The sequence below is a fragment of the Salinivibrio sp. MA427 genome, assembly GCF_001996115.1.
GTDB classification, from domain to species: Bacteria; Pseudomonadota; Gammaproteobacteria; order Enterobacterales; family Vibrionaceae; genus Salinivibrio; species Salinivibrio costicola.
This window is the reverse complement of sequence record NZ_MUFH01000041.1, coordinates 1-25,620: the sequence shown is the minus strand read 5'-3', so window position 1 is coordinate 25,620 and position 25,620 is coordinate 1. Positions and strand designations below refer to the sequence as shown.

Below are 25,620 nucleotides of genomic sequence, written 5' to 3'. Positions count from 1 at the left end.
GTGCTGCTCTGCTTAATCGCTTACGTATCGAAGGCAATACTACCAAGGCTGATATTGTACTCGGTATGGATACTAACTTGATGAAAGAAGCTGAGCGTAGCGGCATTGTCGCCGAGCACGCGGTGAATACGGAGCGCCTACAGGTACCCGGCGGTTGGGATAATCCCTACTTTATCCCCTACGATTACGGCTACTTTGCCTTTGTGTATGACACCACGCGTTTGCTCGACCCACCCAAAAGCTTGAAGGCTTTGATTGAGGAGCGTGACGATATCAGTGTGATTTACCAAGATCCACGCGTGTCCACAGTTGGCCAAGGCTTGATGCTGTGGATCCAAAAAGTATACGGCGATCAAAGCCAGCAGGCATGGCGCGATCTTGCCGACAACACTATTACCGTGACCAAAGGCTGGACCGAAGCGTACAACATGTTCCTCAACAAAGAGGCAGATATGGTGCTTTCATACACCTCTTCGCCCGCCTATCACCTGGTCGCTGACGATGATGACCGCTTTGCCGCCGCCATGTTTGAAGAAGGCCACTATATGCAAATTGAAGTGGCGGCGAAGTCTGCTTATACCGACCAACCAGAACGCGCCGATGCGTTTCTACAATTTATGCTCAGTGACACAGCACAGTCTGTGATCCCAACCACGCAGTGGATGTACCCGGTCACCGATGTTAGCTTGCCTGACGCCTTCTATACGCTGAACAAACCAGAAGAGAGCCTGTTGTACCAGCCCGATGAAGTGATGGGTAACCGTCAGCAATGGGTGCGCGATTGGCAAACCGCTTTGGTTGAATAACGTCGATGCTCAACCCTTCTCGAACCTGGCCGGGCAGTCTCGCGGCCAGCTTGGTCGTGTTATTAATTGGCAGCGCACTCTGGGCGCTGTTCTTACACAGTCAAGACTTGAAGCTGTCCGCCCTGTGGCAAGATGCCTATCTGCGCCATGTCACGCTGTTTAGCTTTAAGCAGGCTACCTTATCTGTGGTGCTCAGCGTTGGGCTCGCCATTCCTGTGGCCCATGCGCTGGCTCGGCGACAATTTCCAGGGAAAGCTTGGCTACTCAAACTGTTTGCCATGACCCTGGTGCTGCCGGTATTGGTGGGCGTGTTTGGATTGGTTGCCATCTACGGCCGTAGCGGTTGGATTGCACAAGCCTTCGCGTACTTTGATGCGGCGATGCCATTTTCTCTCTATGGCTTAAGCGGCATTTTGCTTGCGCATGTTTTCTTTAACCTGCCTTTTTCGGCCCAATTGATGGTGCAGGCCTTGGAAGGGATCCCGGCGGATCAAAGGCGCCTGGCAACCCAGCTTGGTCTAAGAGGCTGGCAACGTTTTCGCCACCTTGAATGGCCTTATCTGCGGCAAAGTCTACCCCATGTCGTCGGACTGGTATTCATGCTGTGTTTCACCAGCTTCGCCACCGTGATGGCATTAGGCGGTGGCCCCAAAGCGACCACCATTGAATTGGCTATCTATCAAGCCATTCATTTTGATTTTGACTTACAAACCGGTGCCGCTCTGGCGCTGTGGCAAATGCTCTTGTGCGGCACCTTTGCTTTTATTGTGCAAACACTGACTCGGCCGATTGCCAACACCCCCAGCGAAGTGCAACCGCTTCCATCGGCACTCGATAGTCGCACGGCGAAGTGTTGGGACAGTCTCTGGATTGCGCTGACTTTATTGTTGGTTCTACCACCTCTCGGGGTTGTGATCGCGCGTGGCCTTAACCCTAGCGCGTTAATTGTGCTGAGCGACACGGCATTATGGCAAGCCACCATGCATTCACTGCTTATCGCTACCGGAGCAACCGTCTTGGCCTTCGTGTTGGCCACCTCTGTCATCTTAGCTAGTCGTCATTGGCGCTTGAACGGGCGTAAGAAACAAGCGAATGGCATTGAAACGTTAGGGGCGATGATTTTAGTGGTACCCAGTATTGTCCTCAGTACCGGGCTTTTTTTACTGTTTCGCCAGTTTAGCGATGTATTCAGCTTGGCGCTGTGGTTGGTGATGGCCGTGAACGCCCTGATGGCGTTGCCCTATTTAATAAAAGTACTGAGCGCGCCCGCCTATCAACTTGCCCAGTCCTATCACAATCTTTGCGCTACCTTGGGGCTAAAAGGTGTCAACCGTCTACGTCTTRTCGAATGGCAGTGTTTACGCGCCCCGATCGCGCGCGGCGTGGCGGTAAGTTTTGTGTTATCGATGGGCGATCTTAGTGCGATCGCACTTTTTGGTAGCCAAAGTTTTCAAACCCTGCCGCTCTATTTGTTTCGCTTGATGGGGAGCTACCAAATGGACGCAGGCGCTGCCGCTGCCATGCTATTACTGCTTACCAGTTTGGGTTGCTATGCCCTAATCACTCGTCTGATCCAATGGAGACACGCATGCTGACGCTTTCCAATGTCCACTATCGTTACCAGCAAGATTGGATGATCTTTGATGCCCAAATAGCCCCTGGAGAGATTGTGGCTGTGCTCGGGCCCAGCGGTGCAGGCAAAAGCACCTTATTATCACTGATTGCTGGGCTGATCGCGCCAGATAGTGGCGAGATCACTATTGATGGCAAGCCTGTCACCACGACGCCCGCCCACCAGCGRCCACTGTCTATCTTGTTTCAAGAGCACAACGTATTTACCCATTTGTCAGTATTCGACAACATGGCAATTGGCTTGTCTCCCTCGCTTAAACTCACGGCCACACAGCAAGAGGCCGTGCGCCATGCTGCACACGCAGTAGGGTTGACCGATTATTTATCTCGTCTACCCAGCCAACTATCGGGCGGCCAACGCCAACGCATCGCCTTGGGGAGAAGCATCGCACGCAACCAGCCTTTATTACTGCTCGATGAACCCTTTTCGGCACTTGATCCGGCGCTAAAACAAGACATGTTAGCCTTGGTCAAACGTACCGCTCAAGAACAAGGCACGACGGTGGTAATGGTCACTCACCATCCAGACGATGCACAAGCGATCGCCAATCAATTTATCTATCTCGATAATGGCCGAATCCAGCTTCACGATCCGGTTGATACGCTCAAGACACCGCCAGCCATCATGCGTGATTATATCGGTGTCACGGCGTAACCCTATCAGTGGCGGCATAGAGGCCGCCACCTTGATGGTTAAAGGTTCTCTTCGGCAAACTCAGCCAGCCGGCTTCGCACCACACCATTGAGGTACACGCACGCACTGCCTTCAAAGTTTTTAAACCGCTCAACAATGTAAGTCAGTCCGGATGTTACAGGTGTCAAATAGGAAGAGTCGATTTGCGCTAAGTTCCCCGAGCACACTAACTTAGTCCCCTCCCCACAACGGGTGATAATGGTTTTAAGCTGAGAGGCGGTCAGGTTTTGGCACTCATCCAAAATCACAAACGCGTTTTGAATCGAGCGCCCGCGCATAAAGTTAATCGATTTAAACTGCAGATTCGCTTTTTCCATAATGTAGCGCATCGAACCGTCGGTGCATTCATCATTCATGTGTAAGGCTTCGAGGGTATCGGTCACTGCGCCGAGCCATGGCAGCATTTTCTCTTCTTCTGTCCCGGGGAGAAAACCAATCGACTCGCCAATATCTGGCGTATTACGAGTAACGATAATCTTATCGTACATGCCCTTTTCTACCACTAACTCTAATGCCGCAGCCATGGCTAAAATCGTTTTCCCACAGCCTGCAGGCCCTGTCAGAATGGTTAAATCAATCGTGGGATCAAGCAACGCATCCATTGCCATGCCTTGATAGATATTTTTCGGTTTAACATCCCAAGCAGCACGGTTCATTAATCGCTCTCGACTGAGATCTTTGATGATCGCTTTATCACCATCAATGGCTTGCACTCGTGCGGCGAAGTCGTCACTTTCATCCAATAAGTACTGGTTCACAAAAGGCGTTTCTAATAGCTCAGCCGGTAATGTGTGGCGTGTTTCGGAGCCATAGGCCTGGCTGTCGCATTGCCCCACTTTATCCCAAAAACTGCCCGCACATTGATGGAAGCCTTTGGTGAGCAACCGAACATCATCAATCAGTTGGTCGGTACGGTAATCCTCGACATACATCACCCCCGCCCCTTTGGCACGCAGGCGCATATTGATATCTTTGGTCACCAGCACGACTTTGCGCGGTGAGCGTTTGGTTTGAAGGTATAACACCGCATTTAAAATGCGATTATCGCCCGCTTTATCGGCAAAGGCATGGACCGTTTCTTTAATCTCAAAATCAGCCAGAATGGAGACGGTACCCGTCGCATCGCCTTTACCAACCACAATACCCTCGCCAATTTCATCGGGTGTGGCTTCTTTAAAGATATCTTCCAAGGCACGAATCGCCACACGGGCATCCCGAGAGACATCACGCTTGCTATCTTTAATACGGTCAAGCTCTTCGAGGACGGTCATAGGAATCACGACATCGTGTTCTTGGAAGGAATAGATGGCGAAAGGTTCGTGGAGGAGAATGTTAGTGTCTAATACAAACAGCTTCCGGTCGGCGTCGCCCATAGGCACCTCCTGTGTCGGCAATTCACTGTCGATGACAGCGCTTAAAGTAAGCATAGACCTGGCCGTTGCGCATCGCCCAACTTGTTTGATTGTGCCAGTTCACGTTTTCATCTTTGCCGCGCGTTGATGACGTTTGTATGTCAAGACGATCTTTGCCGCGATTGATGGAGTTTCATCGTGACCCTCCTCACAAGTTCGAGTACTATTGGCGACCAATTTTTTCAGTGCCACACTAAATAACACACTATTTAATCGGGTTGCGTTTGCGCGGCACCGAGTCTTTCGACAATCGAGTTAATTCAGAGGTTTTCCCTTATGTCATTTGCGCTTGGACAACGTTGGATCAGTGATACGGAGCATGATCTTGGACTGGGCACTGTGGTGTCCGTTGATGGCCGTACCGTGACCCTAATGTTTCCTGCTAGTGATGAAACACGGCTGTACGCCAGCCATGATGCGCCCGTGACTCGGGTGATGTTCAACCCCGGCGATGAGGTAGAAAGTCACGAGGGCTGGACCATGACCGTCTCGCGCGTTGAAGAAAACGACGAGGTGTTGACCTATTACGGCTATCGCGAAGACACCGAGGAAGACGAAGTCTCGCTGCGCGAAATCTTACTCAGCCATCAGATCCGCTTTAACAAGCCGCAAGACAAACTCTTTGCCGGTCAACTTGACCGCATGGATCGTTTTGCGTTGCGTTATCGGGCGTTAACCAATCAGCATCAGCAGTTGCGTAGCCCTCTACGGGGGTTGACGGGGATGCGTGCTGGGTTAATTCCTCACCAACTTTACATTGCCCATGAGGTGGGTCGTCGTCACGCACCGCGGGTTTTGCTCGCGGATGAAGTCGGCTTAGGGAAAACCATTGAAGCGGGCATGATCATTCACCAGCAAGTGCTTGCAGGCCAAGCCGAGCGGGTACTGATCGTGGTTCCAGAAACCTTGCAGCATCAGTGGTTGGTCGAGATGATGCGCCGCTTTAATCTGCACTTCTCTATTTTTGACGAAGAGCGCTGTGTCGAGGCCTTTGCTGACTCACCCAACCCATTTGATACCCAGCAACTGGTGTTATGTTCACTGGAGTTTTTACGCAAAAACCGGCGTCGCGTCGAGCAAGTCTGTGACACCCATTGGGACTTATTGGTGGTGGACGAAGCACACCACTTAACCTGGACACCAACGGCACCGAGCCGTGAATATCAGATTATCGAAAGCATTGCTGAGCATACCCCTGGGGTGTTGTTACTCACCGCGACCCCTGAGCAGTTAGGTCAGCAAAGTCATTTTGCGCGTTTACGCCTGCTCGACCCTGATCGTTTTTATGATTATGACGCCTTTGTTGAAGAAGCCGAACAATATGCCCCTGTCGCCGAGGCGGTTGAAGCGCTACTTGCCGATGCCCCGTTAAGTGATAATGCCCAACGTAGCATTCGGGCGCTATTGCAAAGTGACGAGCTTGATGAACGCTTCAGCGCCATTGATAGCGATGATGATGCAACCAAGCACACCGCTCGCCAACAGCTGATTGATGATTTAATGGATCGCCACGGTACCGGGCGCGTTTTGTTCCGTAACACGCGGGCTGCCATCAGTGGCTTCCCTAGCCGGCATCTGCACATGCACCCTATGGCGTTACCGAGCCAGTATCAAACTGCCATGCGGGTGGCGGGCATGATGGGACGCACAAGCTCGAGCGAACAAAAAGCGGTACAAAATCTTTATCCTGAAGATATTTATCAGCAGTTTGAGGGCGATAGTGCCAGCTGGTGGGGCTTTGACCCACGTATCGATTGGTTGCTGGATTATTTAAAAACCCACCGTCGCGACAAAGTACTGATCATTTGCTCACGCGCGCAAACCGCACTGACGCTTGAGCAGGCCTTGCGCGAGCGTGAGGGGATCCGTGGCACCGTGTTCCATGAAGGCATGTCGATTGTTGAGCGTGATAAAGCGGCAGCGTACTTTGCCCAAGAGGAAGGCGGGGCTCAAGTCTTGATTTGCTCTGAAATTGGCTCAGAAGGCCGGAACTTCCAGTTTGCCCATCAGCTGGTGATGTTCGACTTACCGATGAACCCCGACTTGCTCGAGCAGCGCATTGGTCGCCTTGATCGTATTGGTCAGCGTCAAGATATTGCCATTCACGTTCCTTACCTTGAAGGCACAGCGCAAACCATTTTAGCGCGTTGGTATCACGAAGGGCTTGATGCCTTTGAGGATACCTGCCCAACCGGCCGTGCGGTGTTTGAGCAGTATGGCGAGACATTGTTAACCCTGTTAGCCAATAATCAACATGATGATGCGCTAAATACGCTCATTCACGATAGCGCCGCCATGAATCAACGCCTTAAAGCAGAAATGGAGCAAGGCCGCGATAAACTGCTCGAGATCCACTCACACGGCGGGGAGGCTGCCAAGCAGCTGGCGCAAACCATCGCCGATCAAGATGGCGATACGGGCCTTGTCACCTTCACGCTCGGTCTGTTTGATACCATCGGCGTTAATCAAGATGACAAAGGTGAAAACGCCATCGTGGTCAAGCCGTCGGAGCAGATGATGGTGCCCAGTTACCCTGGCCTACCAACGGATGGGTGCACACTGACCTTCGACCGCGATACGGCACTCAGTCGCGAAGATGTGCAGTTTGTCTCTTGGGAGCACCCGATCGTGCGTGGCGGTATCGACTTATTGCTGAGCGAAAACATCGGCACCACCGCGGTCTCTTTGCTCAAAAACAAAGCGCTGCCTGTGGGAACCCTGTTTGTTGAACTGATTTACACCATTGATGCACAAGCCCCTAAATCGTCGGGTATTCATCGCTTTTTACCGCAAACGCCGGTGCGGTTGCTTTTGGATGCGAACGGCAATGATCTCTCAGCCAACGTTGAGTTTGAATCGTTTCATCGCCAGCTCAGCCCGGTGAATCGTCATTTAGGCAGTAAAATGGTCAACTCGGTTCAAGCCCAAGTCCACCAGCTGATTGAGAAAAGCGAACCGCTGGCCCAAAAAGCCTTGTCTGAGATTCAAACGGCCGCCCACCAAGAGATGGACAGCGAGCTGAATCAGGCCTTAGCACGGCTCGATGCACTGAAAACGGTTAACCCCAATATTCGTGATGATGAGCTCGACGCACTACGCGATCAGATCAGTACCTTGTCGCATCATATTCAACACGCACAAGTCGATTTAGACGCCCTGCGTTTGATTGTGGTCAGCCACCAATAATCACCCTTTGAACGAAGGCGGGGCCAACCGGCCCCGAACCCTTATATGGCAATCATTGAGTATCATCCTCCCACCACACCTTGGCTCGATATCTTGTATCAAGATGCCGATCTGGTGGTAATTAATAAACCCAGTGGATTATTGGCTAACCCTGGCCGTGCTCCTGCGCATTACGACAGTGCGTGGTCACGGGTTAAAGCCGAATTCCCGGACGCAGAGCTGGTCCATCGTTTAGATATGTCGACCTCTGGCGTCATGGCGTTTGCCGCACACAAAGCTGCTGAGCGACACCTTAAAGCGCAATTTCGCGAGCGCGTGCCCACCAAGTTGTATTACGCCGAAGTGTGGGGGCACCCTATACACGACGAGGGAAATGTCGATCTGCCCTTGATTTGCGACTGGCCCAATCGCCCCAGACAGAAGGTCTGTTTTGAACACGGCAAGCCCTCGCAAACGCACTACCGCTGTTTGCATCAGCATGCACAGACAAGCTTAATGGCATTGTATCCTCTCACCGGCCGCTCTCATCAGCTCCGTGTGCATATGCAGGCCCTTGGGCATGGGATTGTCGGCGATGAGTTTTATGCGCTGCCAGAAGCTTTTGAGTATGCCTCTCGCCTTCATTTGCATGCCGCAGAATTAAGCATTTTGCATCCTGTCACTGAAACGCCGATGCACTTTCAAGCGCCCTGCGCATTTTATCCGCAGATGCCGGATAATCGACTAGCGAGTGAGTATCAGCTTGCGCCTGCTAACCTCACAGGCTGACCATTAAGGTTTGCAGAAAAGCTACTAATCTCACATTCTAGGGCCATGCATTGAGACACGGAGATCAACATGGCTCATCACACCCCCATCAAGGTGGTTTTTCTCGATAGAGACACCATTCCTGCTCACATTACGCTGCCAACGCTTCATCACCCCCATCATTGGCAATCCTACCCTGCCACCGCTCCCGGTGACGTGATCGATCGCCTGCAACATGCCGATGTGGCAATCACCAATAAAGTCGTGATCAATGAAGCAATACTGACTGCACTTCCCAAGCTAAAACTGATCGCGGTCGCGGCAACCGGGGTCAACAATGTCGATTTAGCGGCTTGTCAGGCACACGGCGTACAAGTCTGCAACGTACAAGGGTATGCCACCCAATCCGTGCCCGAGCATGTCATGGCTCTGATTTATGCCTTGAAACGTCAGCTGATGGGTTATCATGCCGATGTGCGTCAAGGTGAATGGCAAAAACGGGGCCAGTTTTGCTTTTTTACTCACCCGATAGGCAGTGTCGCTGGCAGTTCCTTAGGGATTATTGGCAAAGGCGCACTAGGAGAAGCGGTCGGGCAATTGGCCCAGGCCGTTGGCATGAAAGTCATGTTTGCCGAGCATCAAGGGGCGAGCCATTGCCGGCCAGGCTATCAGCCCTTTGAACAGGTGATTCAACAGGCTGATGTGCTGTCGCTGCATTGCCCGTTAACCGACAAAACCCGACATCTGATTAATCAAGATGTGTTGGCCAAGATGCCACAGCATGCCATTTTGATTAATACTGGCCGCGGCGATCTCGTGGATGAACATGCCCTGTTATATGCGTTAAAACGCGACCAAATTGGTGGTGCTGGCTTGGATGTACTCAGTCAAGAGCCCGCCCCCGACGCACATCCGTTAGTTGCAGCATCATTACCCAACCTTATTGTCACCCCGCATATTGCTTGGGGCGCTGACGAAGCCGTTCACACTCTGGCACAACAGCTGATCGCCAACATTGATGGGTTCTTTCGTGGTGCACCACAACACACCCTGATTGATGCGCTTGATTGATGATCGCGACGATTAATCAACCTAACGAGCCCGCTATATATCGCGGGCTTTTTTCACTACGTCGTACGCTTTTTGGATTTCTTGCGCTTTTTCTTTCGCCATCTCCATCATTTCTGGCGGCAAACCTTTTGCCATCAATTTATCGGGGTGATGCTCATTCATCAGTTTCCGATACGCTTTTTTCACCTCCTGAGAGGAAGCAGAAGCGTCAACACCTAATACATCATAAGCATCGTCGATTTCATTCTGCTGCGGCGGCGCACCGGGGCCATCGGATTGATGCTGCCAGCCGCCTTGATAGCCTTGGCTAAAGCGAAACGCAGCTTCTTGCATTCGCAGACGCTGTTCCAGTTGCTGTGGCGAAAAGCCCAGCTTTTCGGCAATTACATACAAAAGTTCACGCTCTTTAGGATGGATCTCACCATCGGCAAACGCAGCTTGTATCTGCATTTCCAAAAAGACACGCGATAAGTCACGTTGCCCCTGGCTTAAGGCCTTGGCCACCCAAACCGCCGAAACGCGCGCGCTGTTTCGCTTTATCAAACTGATGACCTAAGAAAAGGCCAAGAAGAAAACCGATTGGGCCTCCCAACAATGTGCCGAGAATTGCCCCAATTACCTTGCCATTTAGTCGCATGCCATGGTCTCATTGCTAGTTTCACACCCTGCACATTTAAAGGTGATGCCGGGCGCAAATTGATTTATGATAATCGCATTTTGCAGCCAAAGCATACTGATGCGTTGCCTTCGTGTACACCACGCAATCAGATAAAACAGGAATGTCTTCTTCAATGTCACCGACTGCACGTAGCTTTTTAGCCACCATGATCAGCTTGGCGCTCTACGGCCCAGCCCTTGTGTTTGCCAACACAGACCCAGCGACTCAGCCTTGCTCTGACAAGGAGGCCCAGTGCGTTCCGGCCAGCGAGCAGACACAGGATGTGAATAACGCGCCCATTCGTGTGGTCGCAGATCGTGCTGAGGCGCAGACCAACGACAAAGCCATCTATAGTGGCAATGTCGAAGTCACGCAAGGCCACCGAAAGATGACGGCCGATACCGCAACCTTACGCGATCCAGAGCGGATCGTTACGGCACAAGGAGATGTGGTATTCAATGATGGCCAGATGATGGTGACATCAGATTATCTACAAGCCAACCTCGAAAGCGAAGACACCACGCTGAATAACGCCCAGTATAAGATGCTATGTACCCCAGGACGGGGCGAGGCGAAACGGGTGTTTAAAAACGGTACCACCTTCTACGAGCTTGAGGATGGCACCTATACCACGTGTCCAGATGAAGATAAAAGCTGGCGGTTTTCTGCCTCAAAAATTGAGAAAGAAGACAGCAGCTTATTTGCTGATCTTTATCACCCTAGATTTGAGGTAATGGACGTCCCGATCTTTTATCTGCCTTATTTGCGTGTACCGGTAGAAGAAGGTCGGCTGACAGGCTTTTTATATCCGTCGCTTACTTGGAGTGATCGTGATGGCATCGAGATGGAAACGCCGTTTTATTGGAATATCCATCCGCAACTGGATGCCACACTGACACCCAAATATATGTCTGAGCGAGGCGTTCAATTAAAGACCAACATTCGCTACCTTACACCAATAGGAAGCGGGTCGCTTTACTCTGAATACCTGCCTGACGATCAACTCAACCCCGAGCTCGATTCACGTTGGGGGTTCAACTGGCAACATAGCGGTGTACAAGGTCACTGGCGCTACGAAGCGGATTACAGCAAAGTCAGTGATATCGCTTACTTTCAGAGCCTGGACTCTAATGTGGGCAAACGAGAAGACAACACGCTACTCCAAACGGGCGAAATCAGTTATCGCGGTTTAGATTGGAACAGTACAGTTCGTGTTCGCGACTTCCAAGCGCTAACAGAAGGCACCAGTGTCTATCGCTTGATGCCACAAGTGGATCTTAACTACTACGCGCCACAAGTCACGGATTGGCTCGATATTAGTGTGCCTGCGCAATTTAGTGTATTTGCTAACGATGATCCCAATAAACCCGAAGCCACCCGGACACATTTAGCCCCGACCCTAACGCTGCCATATACCCGCCCTTGGTTTAATGCCACGGCGGAAGCCAGCATGCTGTATACGCACTATGATCAGCGCTTTGATAGCGCCATCCAGGATGCAGAATCTAATGCGGAGCTGAGTCATTCAGTCGAGCGAAAAATCCCCACTCTGCGCCTGCACTCTGGCGTTGTCCTAGAGNGATGTGGATCAAGACGGTATCTATAATCCGGTCAACTTTAGTGGCGGCGGTTATGATACCGCACGCTTGCAAACCGACTACTACGGTCTATTTCGCGGTAATCAATTCAGTAGCATTGATTACATTAATCCGGCAAACCAACTCACCTACGGCGCGACGACCCGCTTTTATGATGGCGGATATAAAGAGCGTCTGAATTTGTCCTTTGGGCAAATTTACTACTTTGACCAACCGTCTAACCAAGATGCAGAAACCTTTGATTATTCGTCTTGGGCGTTAGAAGGGGAAGCCAACATTGATGACAACTTGTTTGTCCGCGCATCGATGCAATATGACAGCAACTTACGCGAAATGCAGTTTGGTAACGCGATTGCTGAATATCGCCGCGGCCAGTTTTATGCACAAACCAGTTATCGCTACGTCGCACAAGAATATATTGTCTCGACGCTGCCAAACCGAGACATCAGCCGGCTCACCGATGATGGCCTCTCACAAGCTGGCGTCGTCACAGGGTTTCCTCTCGGCGGCGGGCTAAGTTTTACAGGCCAATACTGGCGCGACCTTACCCAAGATGTCATGTTGGAAAACCAAGTTAGCCTCACCTATCGCTCAGACTGTTGGGTCGTCGGGTTAAGTTACAACGAGTACTTAATGTCGCGCGCTGATATTAACGCCGATCCGGTTTACGACAACAATGTTACCTTGTCATTCAGCTTACTCGGATTGGGAGCTGACAGTGGCTTTAACTTTAACACTGACTCAGGCAACGCTCTGGGTTATCGTGATCCCTTTGCATTAAAGAACTAACACGCCTTATTGTGGTCTGGACTGTTGAACCTATGAAAAAAAGTGGACAAAGCATGAACAAATGGAGTCACGCCCTCATCACTGGCGTTTTAGTGTTGCTGACCCCCTTAACCCAAGCAGCACCTCAAGAGCTAGATCGCGTCATCGCCGTTGTGAATGATGGTGTGGTGCTGAACAGTGAAATGACGGCCATGCGCCAAACGGTCACCCGTAATGCGGCCAACGGAGATCGTGAATTACCGCCTCAAGACGTTCTTGAAGAGCAGATGCGCGAGCGACTCATTGTTGAAGAACTACAGCTACAGGAAGCAAAGCGGCTAGGCATCCAAATTGACGACAGCCAGTTACAACAAGCGATCAAAAATATTGCTAAAGAGCAATCGGTCAGTGTGAATGCTCTGCGCGACAAAATGGCAGAGCAAGGGATCGCATGGGATCAATATCGCGAGCAAGTTCGCCGAGAGCTCACGATTTCAGAAGCGCGCAATGCACAGGTACGCCGCCGTATTAGCATTTTGCCGCAAGAAGTTGAGACATTAGCCAGTCAGCTTAACGAACAGCAGATGCAAAAAGTGCGTTATAAGCTCTCTCACATCCAACTCAAATTGGATGATGATGCGGACAAAGCTGAACGTGACGCGGTGAAAAAGCAAGCGTATCGCTTAGTCGATACATTACGTCATGGCGGCAACGTGGCGGAGCTGGCGATGGAATATTCTAAGGGACCCAAAGCACTTGATGGCGGTGATTGGGGCTGGTTGCGCCTAGAAGAAATGCCAACGATTTTCGCCGACCAAATTACCAACCAAGGAAAAGACGCTATTATCGGGCCATTTCGCAGTGGTGTGGGTTTTCATATTTTAAAAATCGATGATGTGCAAGGTTTGGAAACGGTCGCCGTTACCGAAGTTAAAGCCCGCCATATTTTGATCAAACCCTCGATCGTACTCAGTGATAAAGGAGCGAAAAAAGAGCTCAATCAGCTGATTGCACAAATCGAGCGTGGCGAACAAACCTTTGCCGACCTCGCCAAACAATATAGTGATGACCCGGGCTCTGCCGTTAACGGGGGGGACTTAGGCTGGTCAACCACAGAAGCTTATGTGCCCGCGTTTAAAGCCAAAGTCGATAGTTTGCCAAAAGGTCAAATTAGTGAGCCTTTTAAGACCGTGCATGGCTGGCATGTGGTTGAAGTGACCGATCGTCGCGATGTCGATAAAACCGATGCGGCGGTTAAAAACCGTGCTTACCGTATGCTGTTTAACCGCAAATTTAATGAAGAAGCGCAAGCCTGGCTGCAAGAGCTGCGCGCGGGTGCCTATGTTGAGGTGATCAATGATGACAGCTGAGCGTATCGCAATCACCCCTGGCGAGCCGGCGGGCATTGGTCCGGATTTGGTCTTAGCAATGGCCCTGCTCTCTTGGCCACATCAGCTGGTAGCTATCGCCAATAAACAGATGCTGGCAGCGCGAGCCGAAGCGCTCAATCTCGCCGTGAGTTTTCGGGACTATGACCCATCAGCACGGCCTCGCCCTCATCAAGCAGGGGAGCTGGTCGTTGCAGATATCCCGATGGGCGCAGATGTTGTGCCAGGCCAGTTAGATGAGGCCAATGGTCGCTATGTGCTCGACACGCTGACTCGTGCGGCAGAAGGCAATATGACCGGCGAATTTGCAGCGGTTGTCACCGGGCCTGTCCATAAAGGGATCATTAATCGCGCCGGCGTTTCCTTCAGCGGTCATACTGAGTTTTTTGCCCAACACGCCAACGTCAACCAAGTGGTGATGATGCTGGCCACCGAAGGCTTACGTGTCGCGCTGGTGACGACGCACATCCCACTCGCCTATGTGGCTAAAGCTATTACCCGTGAGCGCTTGCATGACGTCATTGCGATTTTGCATCAAGACTTACAACAAAAATTCGCCATTAAGCAACCGCGCATTTATATCTGCGGTCTCAATCCGCACGCGGGAGAGGACGGCTGCTTGGGTCGAGAAGAAATCGACATCATTGAGCCAGCGCTTGATGAGTTACGCCAACAAGGCATGGATATTATTGGCCCACTGCCCGCCGACACCCTTTTTCAGGATAAATATTTGCAAGACGCCGACGCTGTCTTAGCGATGTATCACGACCAGGGCTTACCTGTGTTAAAATTCAAAGGATTTGGGCGCTCGGTGAATATCACCTTGGGCCTCCCATTTGTTAGAACATCAGTAGATCATGGTACCGCATTGGATTTAGCGGGTACCGGTACGGCGGATACAGGAAGCCTGCGGACGGCCATCTCCCACGCCATTGAATTAGTAGATAGCAAAGCATGAGCGATAAAGTCCATCAAGGCCACCGTGCCAGAAAACGTTTCGGACAAAACTTCCTAAACGACCCGTATGTCATCGACGGTATTGTCGCGGCAATCAATCCTTTATCTGGTGAAAACCTGGTAGAGATTGGCCCGGGTTTAGGCGCATTGACCGAACCGGTGACCGAACAAGTCGATCACCTCAACGTGGTCGAACTCGACCGCGATCTTGCCGCGCGCCTGCGAAGCCATCCATTTATGGGACCAAAGCTGACGGTTCATGAAGCCGATGCCATGGCGTTTGATTTCGCTGAGCTGGCAAACCAGGGACCTCTGCGCATTTTCGGTAACTTACCGTACAATGTCTCCACTCCATTGATGTTTCATCTCTTTTCCTTTGCTGACCACGTACAGGATATGCATTTCATGCTACAAAAAGAGGTGGTAAAACGTTTGGCCGCAGGCCCAGGCACTAAAGCCTATGGCCGCCTCACGGTCATGGCACAATACTACTGCAAAGTGGTGCCCGTGCTGGAAGTACCGCCAAGCGCCTTTAAGCCAGCGCCCAAGGTCGATTCTGCGGTCGTTCGCCTCGTCCCACATAAAACCTTACCGCATCCAGTCACTAATTTGTCGTGGTTGGAACGTGTTTGTCGTGAAGGCTTTAATCAACGCCGCAAAACTATCCGGAACGGTTTCAAATCGCTGGTCGATGTTGACACCTTAACCGAGCTCGGAATCGATCCCAGTTTACGTCCAGAGAACATGACACTGGCGCAATTCTCTAGCCTCGCAAATTGGTTAGATGCCAATCACTCATCATAAACAGGAGTCTTGACTTGCAAGCCACTGAACCCGCGCAATTCGAGGTCCACGTCGCCACTCAATACGTGGAAGACCAATCGGAACCAGACCATGAACGCTTTGTCTTTTCCTACACGGTTACGATTAAAAATGTAGGAGATGCCCCCGCACAGTTGATGCGAAGAAAGTGGCTGATCACTGACGCTAATGGCAAGGAGTTGGAAATCGAAGGTGAGGGTGTTGTCGGCGAGCAACCTAAGATTGCCGCAGGCGAAAAATATACCTATACCAGTGGTACCATCATTGAAACGCCTGTTGGGGTGATGCAAGGGTTTTATACCATGCAAGATCAAGATGCGCAGTCTTTTAAGGTCAATATTGCACCTTTCCGTCTCGCGCTCCCCAACATTCTTCACTAACTCCTCCAAGGAGGCATATGGCTACCTATCTTGTCGGGGACATCCACGGCTGCGATAAAGCGCTACATGCTTTATTGGCTGAAGCTGACTTTTCGCCGGCCCGAGATACGCTTTACTCGGTCGGCGATCTCGTCGCACGCGGTCCCGATTCCCTCGCAGTTTTACGGTATTTTTATCAGCTTGGTGAATCCGCAAAGTTGGTATTGGGCAATCATGATCTCCATTTGCTGGCGGTCGCCAATGGGATTAAACCCATCAAAGCAAAAGATAAAACGCAACCTATCTTTGATGCACCAGACGCAGACAGACTATTAAACTGGCTGGCTCAACAGCCGCTAATACGCGATGTACCCGCACCAGACGGCGGGTTTCTGCTGACCCATGCCGGCATCAGTCCGCAGTGGGATAAATCGACTGCGGTCGCCTGCGCCCGTGAGGTGGAAGCGATTCTGCGGAGTGAAGACCAAGTTTGGTTATTGGAGAATATGTACCATGACAGCCCTGATCAATGGGATGCTGCGCTGACCGGGATAGCACGTTATCGCTATATTATTAATAGCTTCACGCGGATGCGTTTTTGTTCCCCTGACGGGCGTTTGGATATGCAGTGCAAACTCCCCCCTGATCAAGCCTTAGGCAGTGGCTTAGTACCATGGTTCGAGGTACCTAATCGCCAACCGCTTGAGCAAGCCGTAGTCTTTGGTCACTGGGCGGCATTGAATGGCACTATTCAGCCCAAACTTTATGGGCTAGATACCGGCTGTGTCTGGGGAGGAAAGTTGACGCTCCTGCGTTGGGAAGACAAAGCCTGCTTTACCGTTCCCGCCGAATAGACAAAAGGTTAAGCGCGGTCCCAAACCGTAAAGGTAAGAGGGTGCGCATTTTTCTCATCCACAGGATGCGTGCCGACCTCGGTTTTTGACCATCCGGTTCCCCATTCTGGAAAACGGGTATCACCGTCAACGTCTAAATCGATAAAGGTGAGATACAAACGATCAGCCTGAGGTAAAAACGCCTGATAAATAGTACCGCCGCCGATCACCATCACTTCTTCATAGCCAGCCACCACTTCAAGCGCTTGCTCGGGAGAGCGCACCACAGTCACGTCCTCGGGCGCAAAGTCCGCATCACCACTGATCACCACATTGACACGCTTAGGCAACGGGCGTCCAATCGAGTCAAAGGTTTTACGTCCCATCACCACAGGGTGGCCCAGTGTTGTACGCTTAAACCACGCTAAATCAGCGGGCAAGTGCCAAGGCATTTGATTGTCTTTTCCGATCACGCGGTCGTTTGCCATTGCGGCCACTAAACTAATTCGCATTGCGCTCGCCTTCCTCGATTAGATCACTGGTCGGCGACGATAAAACAATAGCCCAGGCATCGCAAGACCAATTGCCAACGCGGAGAGAATAAAGCCAGCGCTGAGTAAGTTTTCAATCAAACTGGCCCATAGCGCCGGGCTGTAACCTTGGTTATTAATCGTCACTAGCGCGATCATGGCCTTAAACGCGTACACCCCTGGAATCATGGGAATAATTGCAGCGACGGTAAAAACCTTCGGGTGAGCCAGGAAGCGCTGAGACCAATACACGCCCAGAAAACCAATCGTGGTCGCACCGGCCAGTGTCGCCCACTCAATCGCCACCCCCGACTCCATCAGAACAAAGCGTAAACCATGCCCAACCGCACCGCCATAAGCACAATACTTAAGCGCTTTCACCGGAACATTAAAGACTAACGCAAATCCCACGGCAGGGATCATCGCAAAGAACATATCTTGCAATAACGCCACAAGTAAGCTCATAACCAGCCCCATGCATCTACCAAGTTCATCGCCCCCACAATACCCATTGCCGTGGCAAGGGTCAGTAATGACGCCATGGTCCAACGTGCGATCCCCATATCCACAAATCCTTTCATCATATCCGAGACGGCATTAATAAAGGGATACCCAGGGACCAGCATCAAGACAGATGATGCCATGATCAAAAAAGGCTCATTGCCCCATCCCATGATGGTTCCCGTGCTGGATAGGAGAGTGGTCACCATAGCGGTCACTGCAAAGGTCAAAAAAGGGTTAAAGTGACGGTGGGCGATAAGTTGCCGAACCCGCATGCCGGTGGCAGAGGCGACAAAGGTCAGCGCAAACACCACGGCATCGCCGCCAGCTAACCGGCTAAAGGCGGCACATGACAAGCCTATCATCCCAACAACGAGCCAAGGAGGGTAACGGAATGGTTTGATACGGCTTAAGCGTTTACGTACCGCTAACGCGTCGAGAAAGCCCTTCTCTGCTAAGATCACGGTCCGCTGTATATCTGTTACAACTTTCATGTTAATACCACGATCTGGGCTACGTCTTGCCGTGGTAATACAATGACCATGACTCAAGGTGGTCACCACCAACGAGCTGGCGGATAACGACAGCTCAACACTGTCTAACCCTAACGCACGACCGAGCCGGATACTTACATCACTGACAAGTTTGCTCTCCGCACCATGCTGTAATAGCCGTTGCCCAACTTCAATCACTAAACGTGATATCGCGCGTTGCTCTGGCTCAGTAAGTCGTTTTGTCACCCAAAATCCCTCTTCTCTCTCTGCGACGCCTTCAGTATTGGCGATTGGCTCATGCCAGTCTTTGATGCAAATAAAAGTCTCTTCAATTGTTCGCTAAATCACGGACAAAAAAAAGCCGCTGCAATCGGCAGCGGCGTGAGTCTGATTATGGCTTGTAGATGATCTCGACGTCGTAGTCGTCTTCGTTCCAATCATCCCAGTCATCATCATTATCGTCATCTTGCTTGAGCTGTTGTTCGTGATGATCATCCCATTTAAAGGCGACGGTTTCATCTTCAGGCTCAACCTCTGGCTTCGGCGCAGGCAGTGCCTCAATCGACGCCATCAGATCATAAATAAGCGGTTGCACATTCGCTTTATTGATCGCCGAAATCGCATAATGCTTATCGTCCCAAGCGAGCGCATCAAGCACACGCTCAATCTGAGCTTGGGCCTCGTCTTCCGGCATCAGATCGACTTTATTGAACACCAACCAACGCGGTTTATCGGCAAGTTTCTCACTGTATTGGTTTAGCTCATCAATAATGGTAAACGCATTATCAACCGGATCGGTACCATCAACGGGTAGCAAATCAATCATGTGTAACAACACACGACAGCGCTCAAGGTGTTTTAAGAAGCGAATCCCTAGCCCTGCGCCGTCTGCCGCGCCTTCAATCAAGCCGGGAATATCAGCCACGACAAAGCTTTTGTCTGCGGCGACACGAACCACCCCAAGGCTTGGCACCAAGGTGGTAAATGGGTAGTCAGCCACTTTCGGTTTGGCAGCCGATACCGCACGAATAAAGGTCGATTTACCCGCATTCGGCAAGCCAAGCATACCAACATCGGCAAGCAGTAATAGCTCCAAACGCAGTGCACGTACTTCACCTTTCGTGCCCATGGTTTTTTGTCGAGGTGCACGATTGACCGAGGACTTAAAGCGTGTATTTCCGAGGCCATGGAAGCCCCCTTTCGCCACCATAACCTGCATACCATGCTCGGTAAGGTCTGCGATCACTTCGCCCGTGTYTTCATCGATTGCGCGCGTCCCCACCGGCACGTTCAAGACGCGATCCTCACCGCGTTTCCCGGTGCAGTTGCCGCCTCGACCATTCTCACCACGTGCCGCGGCATGAAAACGTTCAAATTGATAGTCAATCAGGGTATTCAGGTTTTCGTCGGCAAGCAGGTAAACGTCACCACCATCACCGCCGTCGCCGCCATCTGGGCCCCCTTTAGGCACATACTTTTCACGCCGGAAGCTGACGGTACCATTGCCCCCGTCACCGGCATCGACGCGAATAATCGCTTCATCTACAAACTTCATGCTAACTTCTCCGCACCAGTTATGAATGCCTATGGCGTCTCACAACCAGCCTTATCCCAGATTAGTGAATGGTGATCATATCGATCTTAGGATCATTTTTCAGCGTTGGCCGATTATCTGCGTACCGTGATGAGGCGGTGGCTTGATCGGTGATCCCCAGACACAATAAAAAGCCCCGCCATAAGGCAGGGCTTCAAAAACTCGCGTTGCGTTGAAGCTTATTCAGCTTCGATAGTAACGAATTTACGGTTATGACGACCTTTGGTCTCGAACTTCACTTTGCCGTCTGACAGAGCGAATAGAGTGTGGTCTTTACCGCAACCTACGTTGCTACCTGCGTGGAACTTAGTGCCACGTTGACGCACGATGATGTTACCTGCTAGTACAGACTCACCACCGAAGCGCTTAACACCTAGGCGTTTACTTTCTGAATCGCGGCCGTTTTTAGTGGAACCGCCAGCTTTTTTGTGTGCCATCTCTTATCTCTCCTACTCTTAAGCGCTGATGCCAGTGATTTTGACTTCAGTGAACCACTGACGGTGGCCCATGTGCTTGCGAGAATGTTTACGACGACGGAACTTAACGATATTCACTTTATCGCCGCGACCGTGAGTAACAACTTCTGCTGTTACGGTTGCACCGCTAACAAAAGGCGCGCCAACTTTAACGTCTTCGCCGTTTGCCACTAGCAATACTTTGTCAAGTTCTACACTTGCGCCAGTTTCAACGTCTAGCTTTTCCAAGCGAATAGTCTGGCCTTCGCTTACTCGGTGTTGCTTACCACCACTTTGGAAAACTGCGTACATGTTTTACTCCGCATTTCCGCACGGCCTGCTGCATTTATGAACAACAAGGGGTGCGCATATAATTCATCAATAGGGCGCGAATTCTACGGTAGAAATTAATTAGAGGCAAGAGGGTAACGCAAGAAAATTGGTGAAAAGCTGCTCAGCATTCATTCCCACACATTTTACCGGTGTGATCGCTATCTCGTCATACGTTATCTGGTGTACCATGTCCGTCTTAATACCCGCTCTAGTGCCGATACTGACGAAAGATCCATCACCGTCTGTACGTATTAGCGATCGTGACTCACACCTTACATGGGGTAAGTTGTGTATCGTTAGCTCGGCAGGCAAGTAACTAGGACAACGCCCGGATATATACATGGATTTCAAATCAATCCAAGCCTTGATCAGTGATGACATGGCGCAGGTCGACCAAAAAATACTCGCTCAGCTCAATTCTGATGTCGCGCTGATTAATCAGCTTGGTTTTTACATCGTTAACAGCGGTGGCAAGCGTTTACGTCCCATGTTGGCCATTTTGGCCGCGCGTGCATTGGGTTACCAAGGTGATAAACACACCACTGCAGCCGCTTTCATTGAGTTTATCCACACTGCCACTTTGCTTCACGATGATGTGGTCGATGAATCCGACTTACGCCGTGGTAATGCCACCGCCAATGCTTTATTTGGCAATGCGGCAAGCGTCTTGGTGGGGGATTATATTTATACGCGTTCATTTCAGATGATGACCAGCTTACGCTCACTGAGAATTCTTGATTTGATGAGTGAAGCGACCAATGTTATTGCCGAAGGTGAGGTGTTACAGTTAATGAACTGTAACGATCCCGACACCAGTGAAAGCAGTTACATGCAGGTGATCTATTCAAAAACAGCGCGTTTGTTTGAATCTGCGACACAGATAGGGGCGATTCTCAACCAAGCGGATACTGATACGGAAAAAGCCCTGCAAGATTATGGCCGTTACCTGGGGACTGCGTTCCAGCTCATTGATGATGTCATTGACTACACCAGTAAAGATGATGAGATGGGCAAGCAAACCGGTGATGATCTGGCTGAGGGCAAACCGACGCTGCCTTTGCTTCATGCAATGCAGCACGGCAGTGACGCTGAATCGGCGATGATTCGCGACGCGATCGAAAAAGGGAACGGACGCGACAAACTCGACGCTATTTTAGCGTGTATGGACGCCTGTGGCTCGCTCGCTTATACCCGTGAACGCGCAGAGCAAGAAGCAGAAAAAGCGGTCCGTGCCCTCGATAGCCTTTCTGATTCGCCCTACAAACAAGCCTTAGTCGCGCTCGCCAAGTTGGCCGTTGATCGCAATACTTAGTCAACGTAGGACTTAGTCAGCGCAGACTTCACCGCAGTGATACCTCGCTATCACGCTTGTGCCTACATGTAAAAAGCGGCGCCCTAATTGGACGCCGCTTTTTTCGTTCTTGCCGTTTATTTTGCGGCGAACTCTTCACCCATTTGGATATCGTTATGCAGGGTGTCTAACATCTTTTCCATCGCTTGCTGTTCAAAGGTGCTCAGCTCACCGATGTCTAAGATTGCCTCGACACCATTTTTACCTAAATGTACAGGCTGCGCGAAAAAGCGTGCGTGTTCACCGCTGCCTTCAACGTACGCACATTCAACCACATTAGCTTCACCTTGCAACGCTCGCACTAAAGACAGGCCAAAACGGCATGCCGCCTGTCCCATGGATAGGGTTGCTGAGCCTCCCCCTGCTTTCGCTTCAACCACTTCCGTCCCTGCGTTTTGAATACGTGGCGTCAGTGACTCCACTTCTTCTTGACTGAAGGTAACGCCTTTAACTTGCGATAATAGTGGCAAGATCGTCACACCTGAGTGGCCACCGATCACGGGAATGGAGACGTCACGAGGATCCATTCCTTTAAGCTCGCCGATGAAAGCTTCAGAACGAATCACATCCAGCGTCGTCACACCAAACAGTTTGTTTTTGTCATAGACGCCTTTCGCTTTTAAGACATCCGCAGCAATCGCTACCGTGGTATTGACTGGATTAGTAATAATACCAACGCAGGCTTTTGGACACACATCGGCGATTTTTTCCGCCAATGACTTAACAATACCTGCATTGACATTGAACAAGTCAGAGCGATCCATGCCCGGCTTACGTGCTACCCCTGCAGAGATCAGCACAACATCGGCCCCTTCTAGCGCCGGGGTTGGATCTTCACCGCTAAACCCTTTAATGCTGACGGGGGTCGGAATATGGCTCAAATCGACGGCCACACCGGGCGTCACCGGTGCGATATCATATAACGCCAAGTCGGAACCGGCTGGCAGGTTATTTTTAAGTAGTAGGGCTAAGGCTTGACCAATGCCTCCCGCAGCGCCAATCACAGCAACTTTCATGTCGTTCTCCTTTCGATATTTCTTATTGTCCGGATCCGGTCCGGCTTCTGTTCGGGCACAAATCGCCCATCAATGGTGCGAACTGTTGCTTCATCATATGCCCGGGTATACCCCCACTCAAGCTTCGGGCGGTGATGATCAGCCTAAGCTCTCATTTTTTCGCTCACCCTCGAAACCGGTGTGCGTTCAAGGCTTAGCCGAGACGTAACAACAGTGATATTGTCGCCATTTTAGGCGCGCAATGATTGCTCCTGATTGCATGTATATGCAAAATAGCTACTCGTTTGTCATTACGAGTCTGCCGTCATGCGTAACTCAGAAAAACAAGACCAATTAGTTCGAGCGTTTAAAGCGATCCTCAAAGAAGAAAAATTCAGTTCTCAAGGCGAAATAGTCGAAGCCCTACGTGCTCAAGGATTTGAGGGCATCAATCAATCGAAAGTCTCGCGCATGTTGACCAAATTCGGCGCTGTACGTACCCGTAACGCCAAAATGGAGATGGTCTATTGCTTGCCGATTGAGCTCGGTGTTCCGACCACTGGCAGCGCGTTGCGAGAGCTGGTGATGGAAATCGACTACAACGAGGCCGTGGTCGTGATTCATACCGGTCCAGGTGCCGCCCAATTAATTGCGCGTCTACTCGACTCACTCGGTAAGGCCGAAGGCATTTTAGGCGCTGTCGCCGGGGACGATACGATCTTTATCACCCCCACCCGAGGTACCAGCACAGAAGCGCTATTTGAAGCGATTTGTGACTTGTTCGAATACCATTATTGATTTTTTTATCAGGCAGCGTGACACCGCTGCCTGTCTGCCTTGTCTCATATTTGAAGCGCCCTCCCTAAGACAAAAGCGATAACATCTTTTTAATTTTTCTGTACCGCTCTGTTACTATCGGTTTTTAGTACTATCTGTTTTTAGCTGCTAACACACTGTCCACGCTTTCGTTGAGGGTCAATGAAAACGCGGGGAGCAGTGAGCTGCAGACTGGCCAATCACCACACCAGTGAAATAGGCCAAGTAGGCTTTTCTCGGGACACTGCCGCCGCATCAGCGGTGCATATGATAATAAGGACAAACTGCATGACGAAGACACATCAACCGTCTCCTGATGTGCAAGACATGGTGGCGCAAGCAGATACGGGTGCGCGCTCACCACATGGACTATCAGGACGTATTCTTTGGCTGGTACCACTTATCTGGTCCCTTTTTCAGCTTTGGTATGCGTCGCCACTTCCCTTTGCGCTCGATTTTGGCGTCCTCAATAATACACAAGCACGCTCACTCCACTTAGCGTTCGCGATGTTTTTGGCCTTCACTGCCTACCCCGCGCGTAAAACATCACCTCGCGACCATGTACCTCTTCTAGATTGGATTTTTGCCCTTATCGGCAGCCTAGCCGCCGGGTATTTATTCTTATTTTACAATCAACTGGCCGATCGTGCCGGTGCCTATACTGCCTTCGATATTAGTGTTGCCGCGATCGGCATGGTATTGATGCTCGAGGCAACACGACGCGCATTAGGGCCACCATTAATGGTGGTGGCCGCCGTTTTCTTGCTTTACACCTTTGCTGGCCCCCAAATGCCCGATGTCATTGCCCACAAAGGCGCCAGCCTTAATAAGGCGATGTCGCATCTGTGGCTAACCACTGAAGGGGTGTTCGGGGTCGCATTGGGCGTCTCTACCTCATTCGTTTTCCTGTTTGTACTCTTTGGTGCCTTACTCGATCGCGCGGGCGCTGGGGGCTATTTCATCAAAGTGGCGTTCTCTTTACTGGGCCACATGCGCGGCGGTCCCGCGAAAGCCGCAGTGGTCGCCTCGGGCCTGTCCGGGTTAGTCTCAGGCTCCTCGATTGCTAACGTGGTGACCACCGGCACCTTTACCATTCCACTGATGAAGCGGGTCGGTTTCCCAAGCCACAAAGCGGGGGCAGTAGAAGTGGCCGCGTCCACCAACGGTCAGCTCACACCGCCGATAATGGGGGCCGCCGCCTTCTTGATGGTGGAGTACGTAGGGATTTCTTATGTCGAAGTGATCAAAGCTGCCCTGCTCCCGGCGTTGATTTCTTACATTGCGCTGATTTACATCGTCCATTTGGAAGCTTGTAAAGCGGGTATGGAAGGCTTGCCGCGCCGCCACTCTAGTACGGTATTGCAAAAGCTCTTTTCCTTTATGACGGTATTTGTTGGGCTATTAGTGCTCAGCGCAGCGGTCTATTACGGCATTGGCTGGACCAAAGACGTATTTGGTAGCATGGCCACCGTGGTGATCGGCATACTGACCCTAATTGCGTATGTTCTTCTGGTGCGCTATTCCGCCCGCTACAAGTCTGAAGCCGCCGAAGATCCAGCGGCCACGGATTTATCAGAGGTGCCAGAGCCAGGCCCTACCGTTCGCTCCGGGTTGTATTAC

Annotated in this window: 24 protein-coding genes and 1 pseudogene; 16 read left to right on the top strand and 9 right to left on the bottom strand. The window is 51.2% G+C overall.

Translation table 11 applies throughout. The features are described 5' to 3' along the window. The 3 genes from thiB to thiQ form a co-directional block, all read left to right on the top strand. The coding region (gene thiB, locus BZG79_RS05255) for a thiamine ABC transporter substrate binding subunit (protein WP_077773879.1) at positions 1-806 on the top strand (806 nt) is incomplete at its 5' end. Between the two features lie 5 nt (positions 807-811). After that, the gene (gene thiP / locus BZG79_RS05250) at positions 812-2,401 is read left to right on the top strand and encodes a thiamine/thiamine pyrophosphate ABC transporter permease (protein WP_077773878.1); all 1,590 of its coding nucleotides are present in this window, start codon (positions 812-814) and stop codon (positions 2,399-2,401) included. Next, a complete protein-coding gene (gene thiQ / locus BZG79_RS05245) occupies positions 2,395-3,093 on the top strand; it encodes a thiamine ABC transporter ATP-binding protein (RefSeq protein ID WP_021023364.1) in 699 nt (232 codons plus the stop codon). The genes thiP and thiQ overlap by 7 nt, the downstream gene beginning before the upstream one ends. 38 nt (positions 3,094-3,131) lie before the next feature. Here thiQ and BZG79_RS05240 read toward each other — a convergent pair whose 3' ends face one another. Then, entirely contained in the window at positions 3,132-4,505 is a 1,374-nt protein-coding gene (locus BZG79_RS05240; protein WP_077576477.1) for a PhoH family protein, read from the bottom strand. Positions 4,506-4,820: 315 nt separating this feature from the next. Between BZG79_RS05240 and rapA the strand changes: the two genes are divergently transcribed. The 3 genes from rapA (at position 4,821) to BZG79_RS05225 (ending at position 9,548) form a co-directional block, all read left to right on the top strand. Then, positions 4,821-7,730 carry an RNA polymerase-associated protein RapA gene (gene rapA, locus BZG79_RS05235; protein ID WP_077773877.1) on the top strand — a complete coding sequence of 970 codons (2,910 nt, stop codon included), beginning with the start codon at positions 4,821-4,823 and terminating at the stop codon, positions 7,728-7,730. A 45-nt stretch (positions 7,731-7,775) separates the two neighbouring features. After that, complete coding sequence (gene rluA / locus BZG79_RS05230; RefSeq protein ID WP_077773876.1) at positions 7,776-8,498, top strand: bifunctional tRNA pseudouridine(32) synthase/23S rRNA pseudouridine(746) synthase RluA; 723 nt, start codon at positions 7,776-7,778, stop codon at positions 8,496-8,498. Between the two features lie 69 nt (positions 8,499-8,567). Further along, positions 8,568-9,548, top strand: coding sequence for a D-2-hydroxyacid dehydrogenase (locus BZG79_RS05225; protein WP_077678511.1), 981 nt, complete (start codon positions 8,568-8,570; stop codon positions 9,546-9,548). 33 nt (positions 9,549-9,581) lie between these two features. Here BZG79_RS05225 and djlA read toward each other — a convergent pair. Next, positions 9,582-10,185 (bottom strand): annotated as a pseudogene (gene djlA / locus BZG79_RS05220) (co-chaperone DjlA). 154 nt (positions 10,186-10,339) lie between these two features. On the opposite strand from djlA, the gene lptD (BZG79_RS05215) reads away from it, so the two are divergent. From lptD (BZG79_RS05215) to apaH, 7 genes are read left to right on the top strand one after another with little or no spacing between them, the layout of a single operon-like run. Continuing rightward, a complete protein-coding gene (lptD, locus tag BZG79_RS05215; RefSeq protein WP_347336581.1) occupies positions 10,340-11,812 on the top strand; it encodes an LPS assembly protein LptD in 1,473 nt (490 codons plus the stop codon). Next, complete coding sequence (gene lptD, locus BZG79_RS17000; RefSeq protein ID WP_347336580.1) at positions 11,790-12,593, top strand: LPS assembly protein LptD; 804 nt, start codon at positions 11,790-11,792, stop codon at positions 12,591-12,593. The genes lptD (BZG79_RS05215) and lptD (BZG79_RS17000) overlap by 23 nt, the downstream gene beginning before the upstream one ends. A 53-nt stretch (positions 12,594-12,646) precedes the next feature. Then, positions 12,647-13,942 carry a peptidylprolyl isomerase SurA gene (surA, locus tag BZG79_RS05210; RefSeq protein WP_077576497.1) on the top strand — a complete coding sequence of 432 codons (1,296 nt, stop codon included), beginning with the start codon at positions 12,647-12,649 and terminating at the stop codon, positions 13,940-13,942. Further along, entirely contained in the window at positions 13,929-14,918 is a 990-nt protein-coding gene (gene pdxA / locus BZG79_RS05205; protein ID WP_077773875.1) for a 4-hydroxythreonine-4-phosphate dehydrogenase PdxA, read from the top strand. The genes surA and pdxA overlap by 14 nt, the downstream gene beginning before the upstream one ends. After that, on the top strand, positions 14,915-15,721 hold the full coding sequence (rsmA, locus tag BZG79_RS05200; RefSeq protein ID WP_077669219.1) for a 16S rRNA (adenine(1518)-N(6)/adenine(1519)-N(6))-dimethyltransferase RsmA: 807 nt from the start codon (positions 14,915-14,917) through the stop codon (positions 15,719-15,721). Before pdxA ends, rsmA begins: the two co-directional genes overlap by 4 nt. 14 nt (positions 15,722-15,735) lie before the next feature. Continuing rightward, a complete protein-coding gene (gene apaG, locus BZG79_RS05195) occupies positions 15,736-16,119 on the top strand; it encodes a Co2+/Mg2+ efflux protein ApaG (protein WP_021023353.1) in 384 nt (127 codons plus the stop codon). Positions 16,120-16,136: 17 nt separating this feature from the next. Beyond that, a complete protein-coding gene (apaH, locus tag BZG79_RS05190) occupies positions 16,137-16,952 on the top strand; it encodes a bis(5'-nucleosyl)-tetraphosphatase (symmetrical) ApaH (protein ID WP_077678514.1) in 816 nt (271 codons plus the stop codon). An 8-nt stretch (positions 16,953-16,960) separates the two neighbouring features. Here apaH and folA read toward each other — a convergent pair whose 3' ends face one another. The 6 genes from folA to rplU form a co-directional block, all read right to left on the bottom strand. Beyond that, positions 16,961-17,443: a type 3 dihydrofolate reductase gene (gene folA / locus BZG79_RS05185; protein ID WP_077773874.1), complete on the bottom strand. Its 483-nt coding sequence runs from the start codon at positions 17,441-17,443 to the stop codon at positions 16,961-16,963. Between the two features lie 18 nt (positions 17,444-17,461). After that, positions 17,462-17,926, bottom strand: coding sequence for a threonine/serine exporter family protein (locus tag BZG79_RS05180; protein ID WP_021023350.1), 465 nt, complete (start codon positions 17,924-17,926; stop codon positions 17,462-17,464). Continuing rightward, positions 17,923-18,702 (bottom strand): threonine/serine exporter family protein, encoded by a 780-nt coding sequence (locus tag BZG79_RS05175; protein WP_077576487.1) that lies wholly within the window; start codon positions 18,700-18,702, stop codon positions 17,923-17,925. The genes BZG79_RS05180 and BZG79_RS05175 overlap by 4 nt, the downstream gene beginning before the upstream one ends. Before the next feature lie 145 nt (positions 18,703-18,847). Next, positions 18,848-20,011 (bottom strand): Obg family GTPase CgtA, encoded by a 1,164-nt coding sequence (cgtA, locus tag BZG79_RS05170; protein ID WP_077773873.1) that lies wholly within the window; start codon positions 20,009-20,011, stop codon positions 18,848-18,850. Positions 20,012-20,229: 218 nt separating this feature from the next. Beyond that, positions 20,230-20,487: a 50S ribosomal protein L27 gene (gene rpmA / locus BZG79_RS05165; protein ID WP_025675203.1), complete on the bottom strand. Its 258-nt coding sequence runs from the start codon at positions 20,485-20,487 to the stop codon at positions 20,230-20,232. Positions 20,488-20,505: 18 nt separating this feature from the next. Continuing rightward, positions 20,506-20,817, bottom strand: a complete 312-nt coding sequence (gene rplU / locus BZG79_RS05160; protein WP_021023346.1) for a 50S ribosomal protein L21 — start codon at positions 20,815-20,817, stop codon at positions 20,506-20,508. Positions 20,818-21,178: 361 nt separating this feature from the next. Here rplU and ispB point away from each other — a divergent pair, with 361 nt between their 5' ends. Next, entirely contained in the window at positions 21,179-22,150 is a 972-nt protein-coding gene (ispB, locus tag BZG79_RS05155) for an octaprenyl diphosphate synthase (RefSeq protein ID WP_021023345.1), read from the top strand. Positions 22,151-22,266: 116 nt separating this feature from the next. Here ispB and mdh read toward each other — a convergent pair whose 3' ends face one another. After that, entirely contained in the window at positions 22,267-23,205 is a 939-nt protein-coding gene (gene mdh, locus BZG79_RS05150) for a malate dehydrogenase (protein WP_021023344.1), read from the bottom strand. Between the two features lie 306 nt (positions 23,206-23,511). Between mdh and argR the strand changes: the two genes are divergently transcribed. Continuing rightward, positions 23,512-23,982, top strand: a complete 471-nt coding sequence (gene argR, locus BZG79_RS05145) for a transcriptional regulator ArgR (protein WP_077459970.1) — start codon at positions 23,512-23,514, stop codon at positions 23,980-23,982. 306 nt (positions 23,983-24,288) lie between these two features. Beyond that, a partial coding sequence (locus tag BZG79_RS05140; protein ID WP_199877559.1) for a TRAP transporter fused permease subunit occupies positions 24,289-25,620 on the top strand: 1,332 nt, incomplete at its 3' end.

Bases quoted from the DNA above. Each gene is read 5' to 3' on its own strand.
- mdh (WP_021023344.1), bottom strand. From the start codon at position 23,205: ATGAAAGTTGCTGTGATTGGCGCTGCGGGAGGCATTGGTCAAGCCTTA.
- rplU (WP_021023346.1), bottom strand. From the start codon at position 20,817: ATGTACGCAGTTTTCCAAAGTGGTGGTAAGCAACACCGAGTAAGCGAA.
- rsmA (WP_077669219.1), top strand. From the start codon at position 14,915: ATGAGCGATAAAGTCCATCAAGGCCACCGTGCCAGAAAACGTTTCGGA.
- BZG79_RS05180 (WP_021023350.1), bottom strand. From the start codon at position 17,926: ATGAGCTTACTTGTGGCGTTATTGCAAGATATGTTCTTTGCGATGATC.
- folA (WP_077773874.1), bottom strand. From the start codon at position 17,443: ATGCGAATTAGTTTAGTGGCCGCAATGGCAAACGACCGCGTGATCGGA.
- apaH (WP_077678514.1), top strand. From the start codon at position 16,137: ATGGCTACCTATCTTGTCGGGGACATCCACGGCTGCGATAAAGCGCTA.
- rapA (WP_077773877.1), top strand. From the start codon at position 4,821: ATGTCATTTGCGCTTGGACAACGTTGGATCAGTGATACGGAGCATGAT.
- ispB (WP_021023345.1), top strand. From the start codon at position 21,179: ATGGATTTCAAATCAATCCAAGCCTTGATCAGTGATGACATGGCGCAG.
- pdxA (WP_077773875.1), top strand. From the start codon at position 13,929: ATGATGACAGCTGAGCGTATCGCAATCACCCCTGGCGAGCCGGCGGGC.
- rluA (WP_077773876.1), top strand. From the start codon at position 7,776: ATGGCAATCATTGAGTATCATCCTCCCACCACACCTTGGCTCGATATC.
- BZG79_RS05225 (WP_077678511.1), top strand. From the start codon at position 8,568: ATGGCTCATCACACCCCCATCAAGGTGGTTTTTCTCGATAGAGACACC.
- argR (WP_077459970.1), top strand. From the start codon at position 23,512: ATGCGTAACTCAGAAAAACAAGACCAATTAGTTCGAGCGTTTAAAGCG.
- surA (WP_077576497.1), top strand. From the start codon at position 12,647: ATGAACAAATGGAGTCACGCCCTCATCACTGGCGTTTTAGTGTTGCTG.
- BZG79_RS05240 (WP_077576477.1), bottom strand. From the start codon at position 4,505: ATGGGCGACGCCGACCGGAAGCTGTTTGTATTAGACACTAACATTCTC.
- rpmA (WP_025675203.1), bottom strand. From the start codon at position 20,487: ATGGCACACAAAAAAGCTGGCGGTTCCACTAAAAACGGCCGCGATTCA.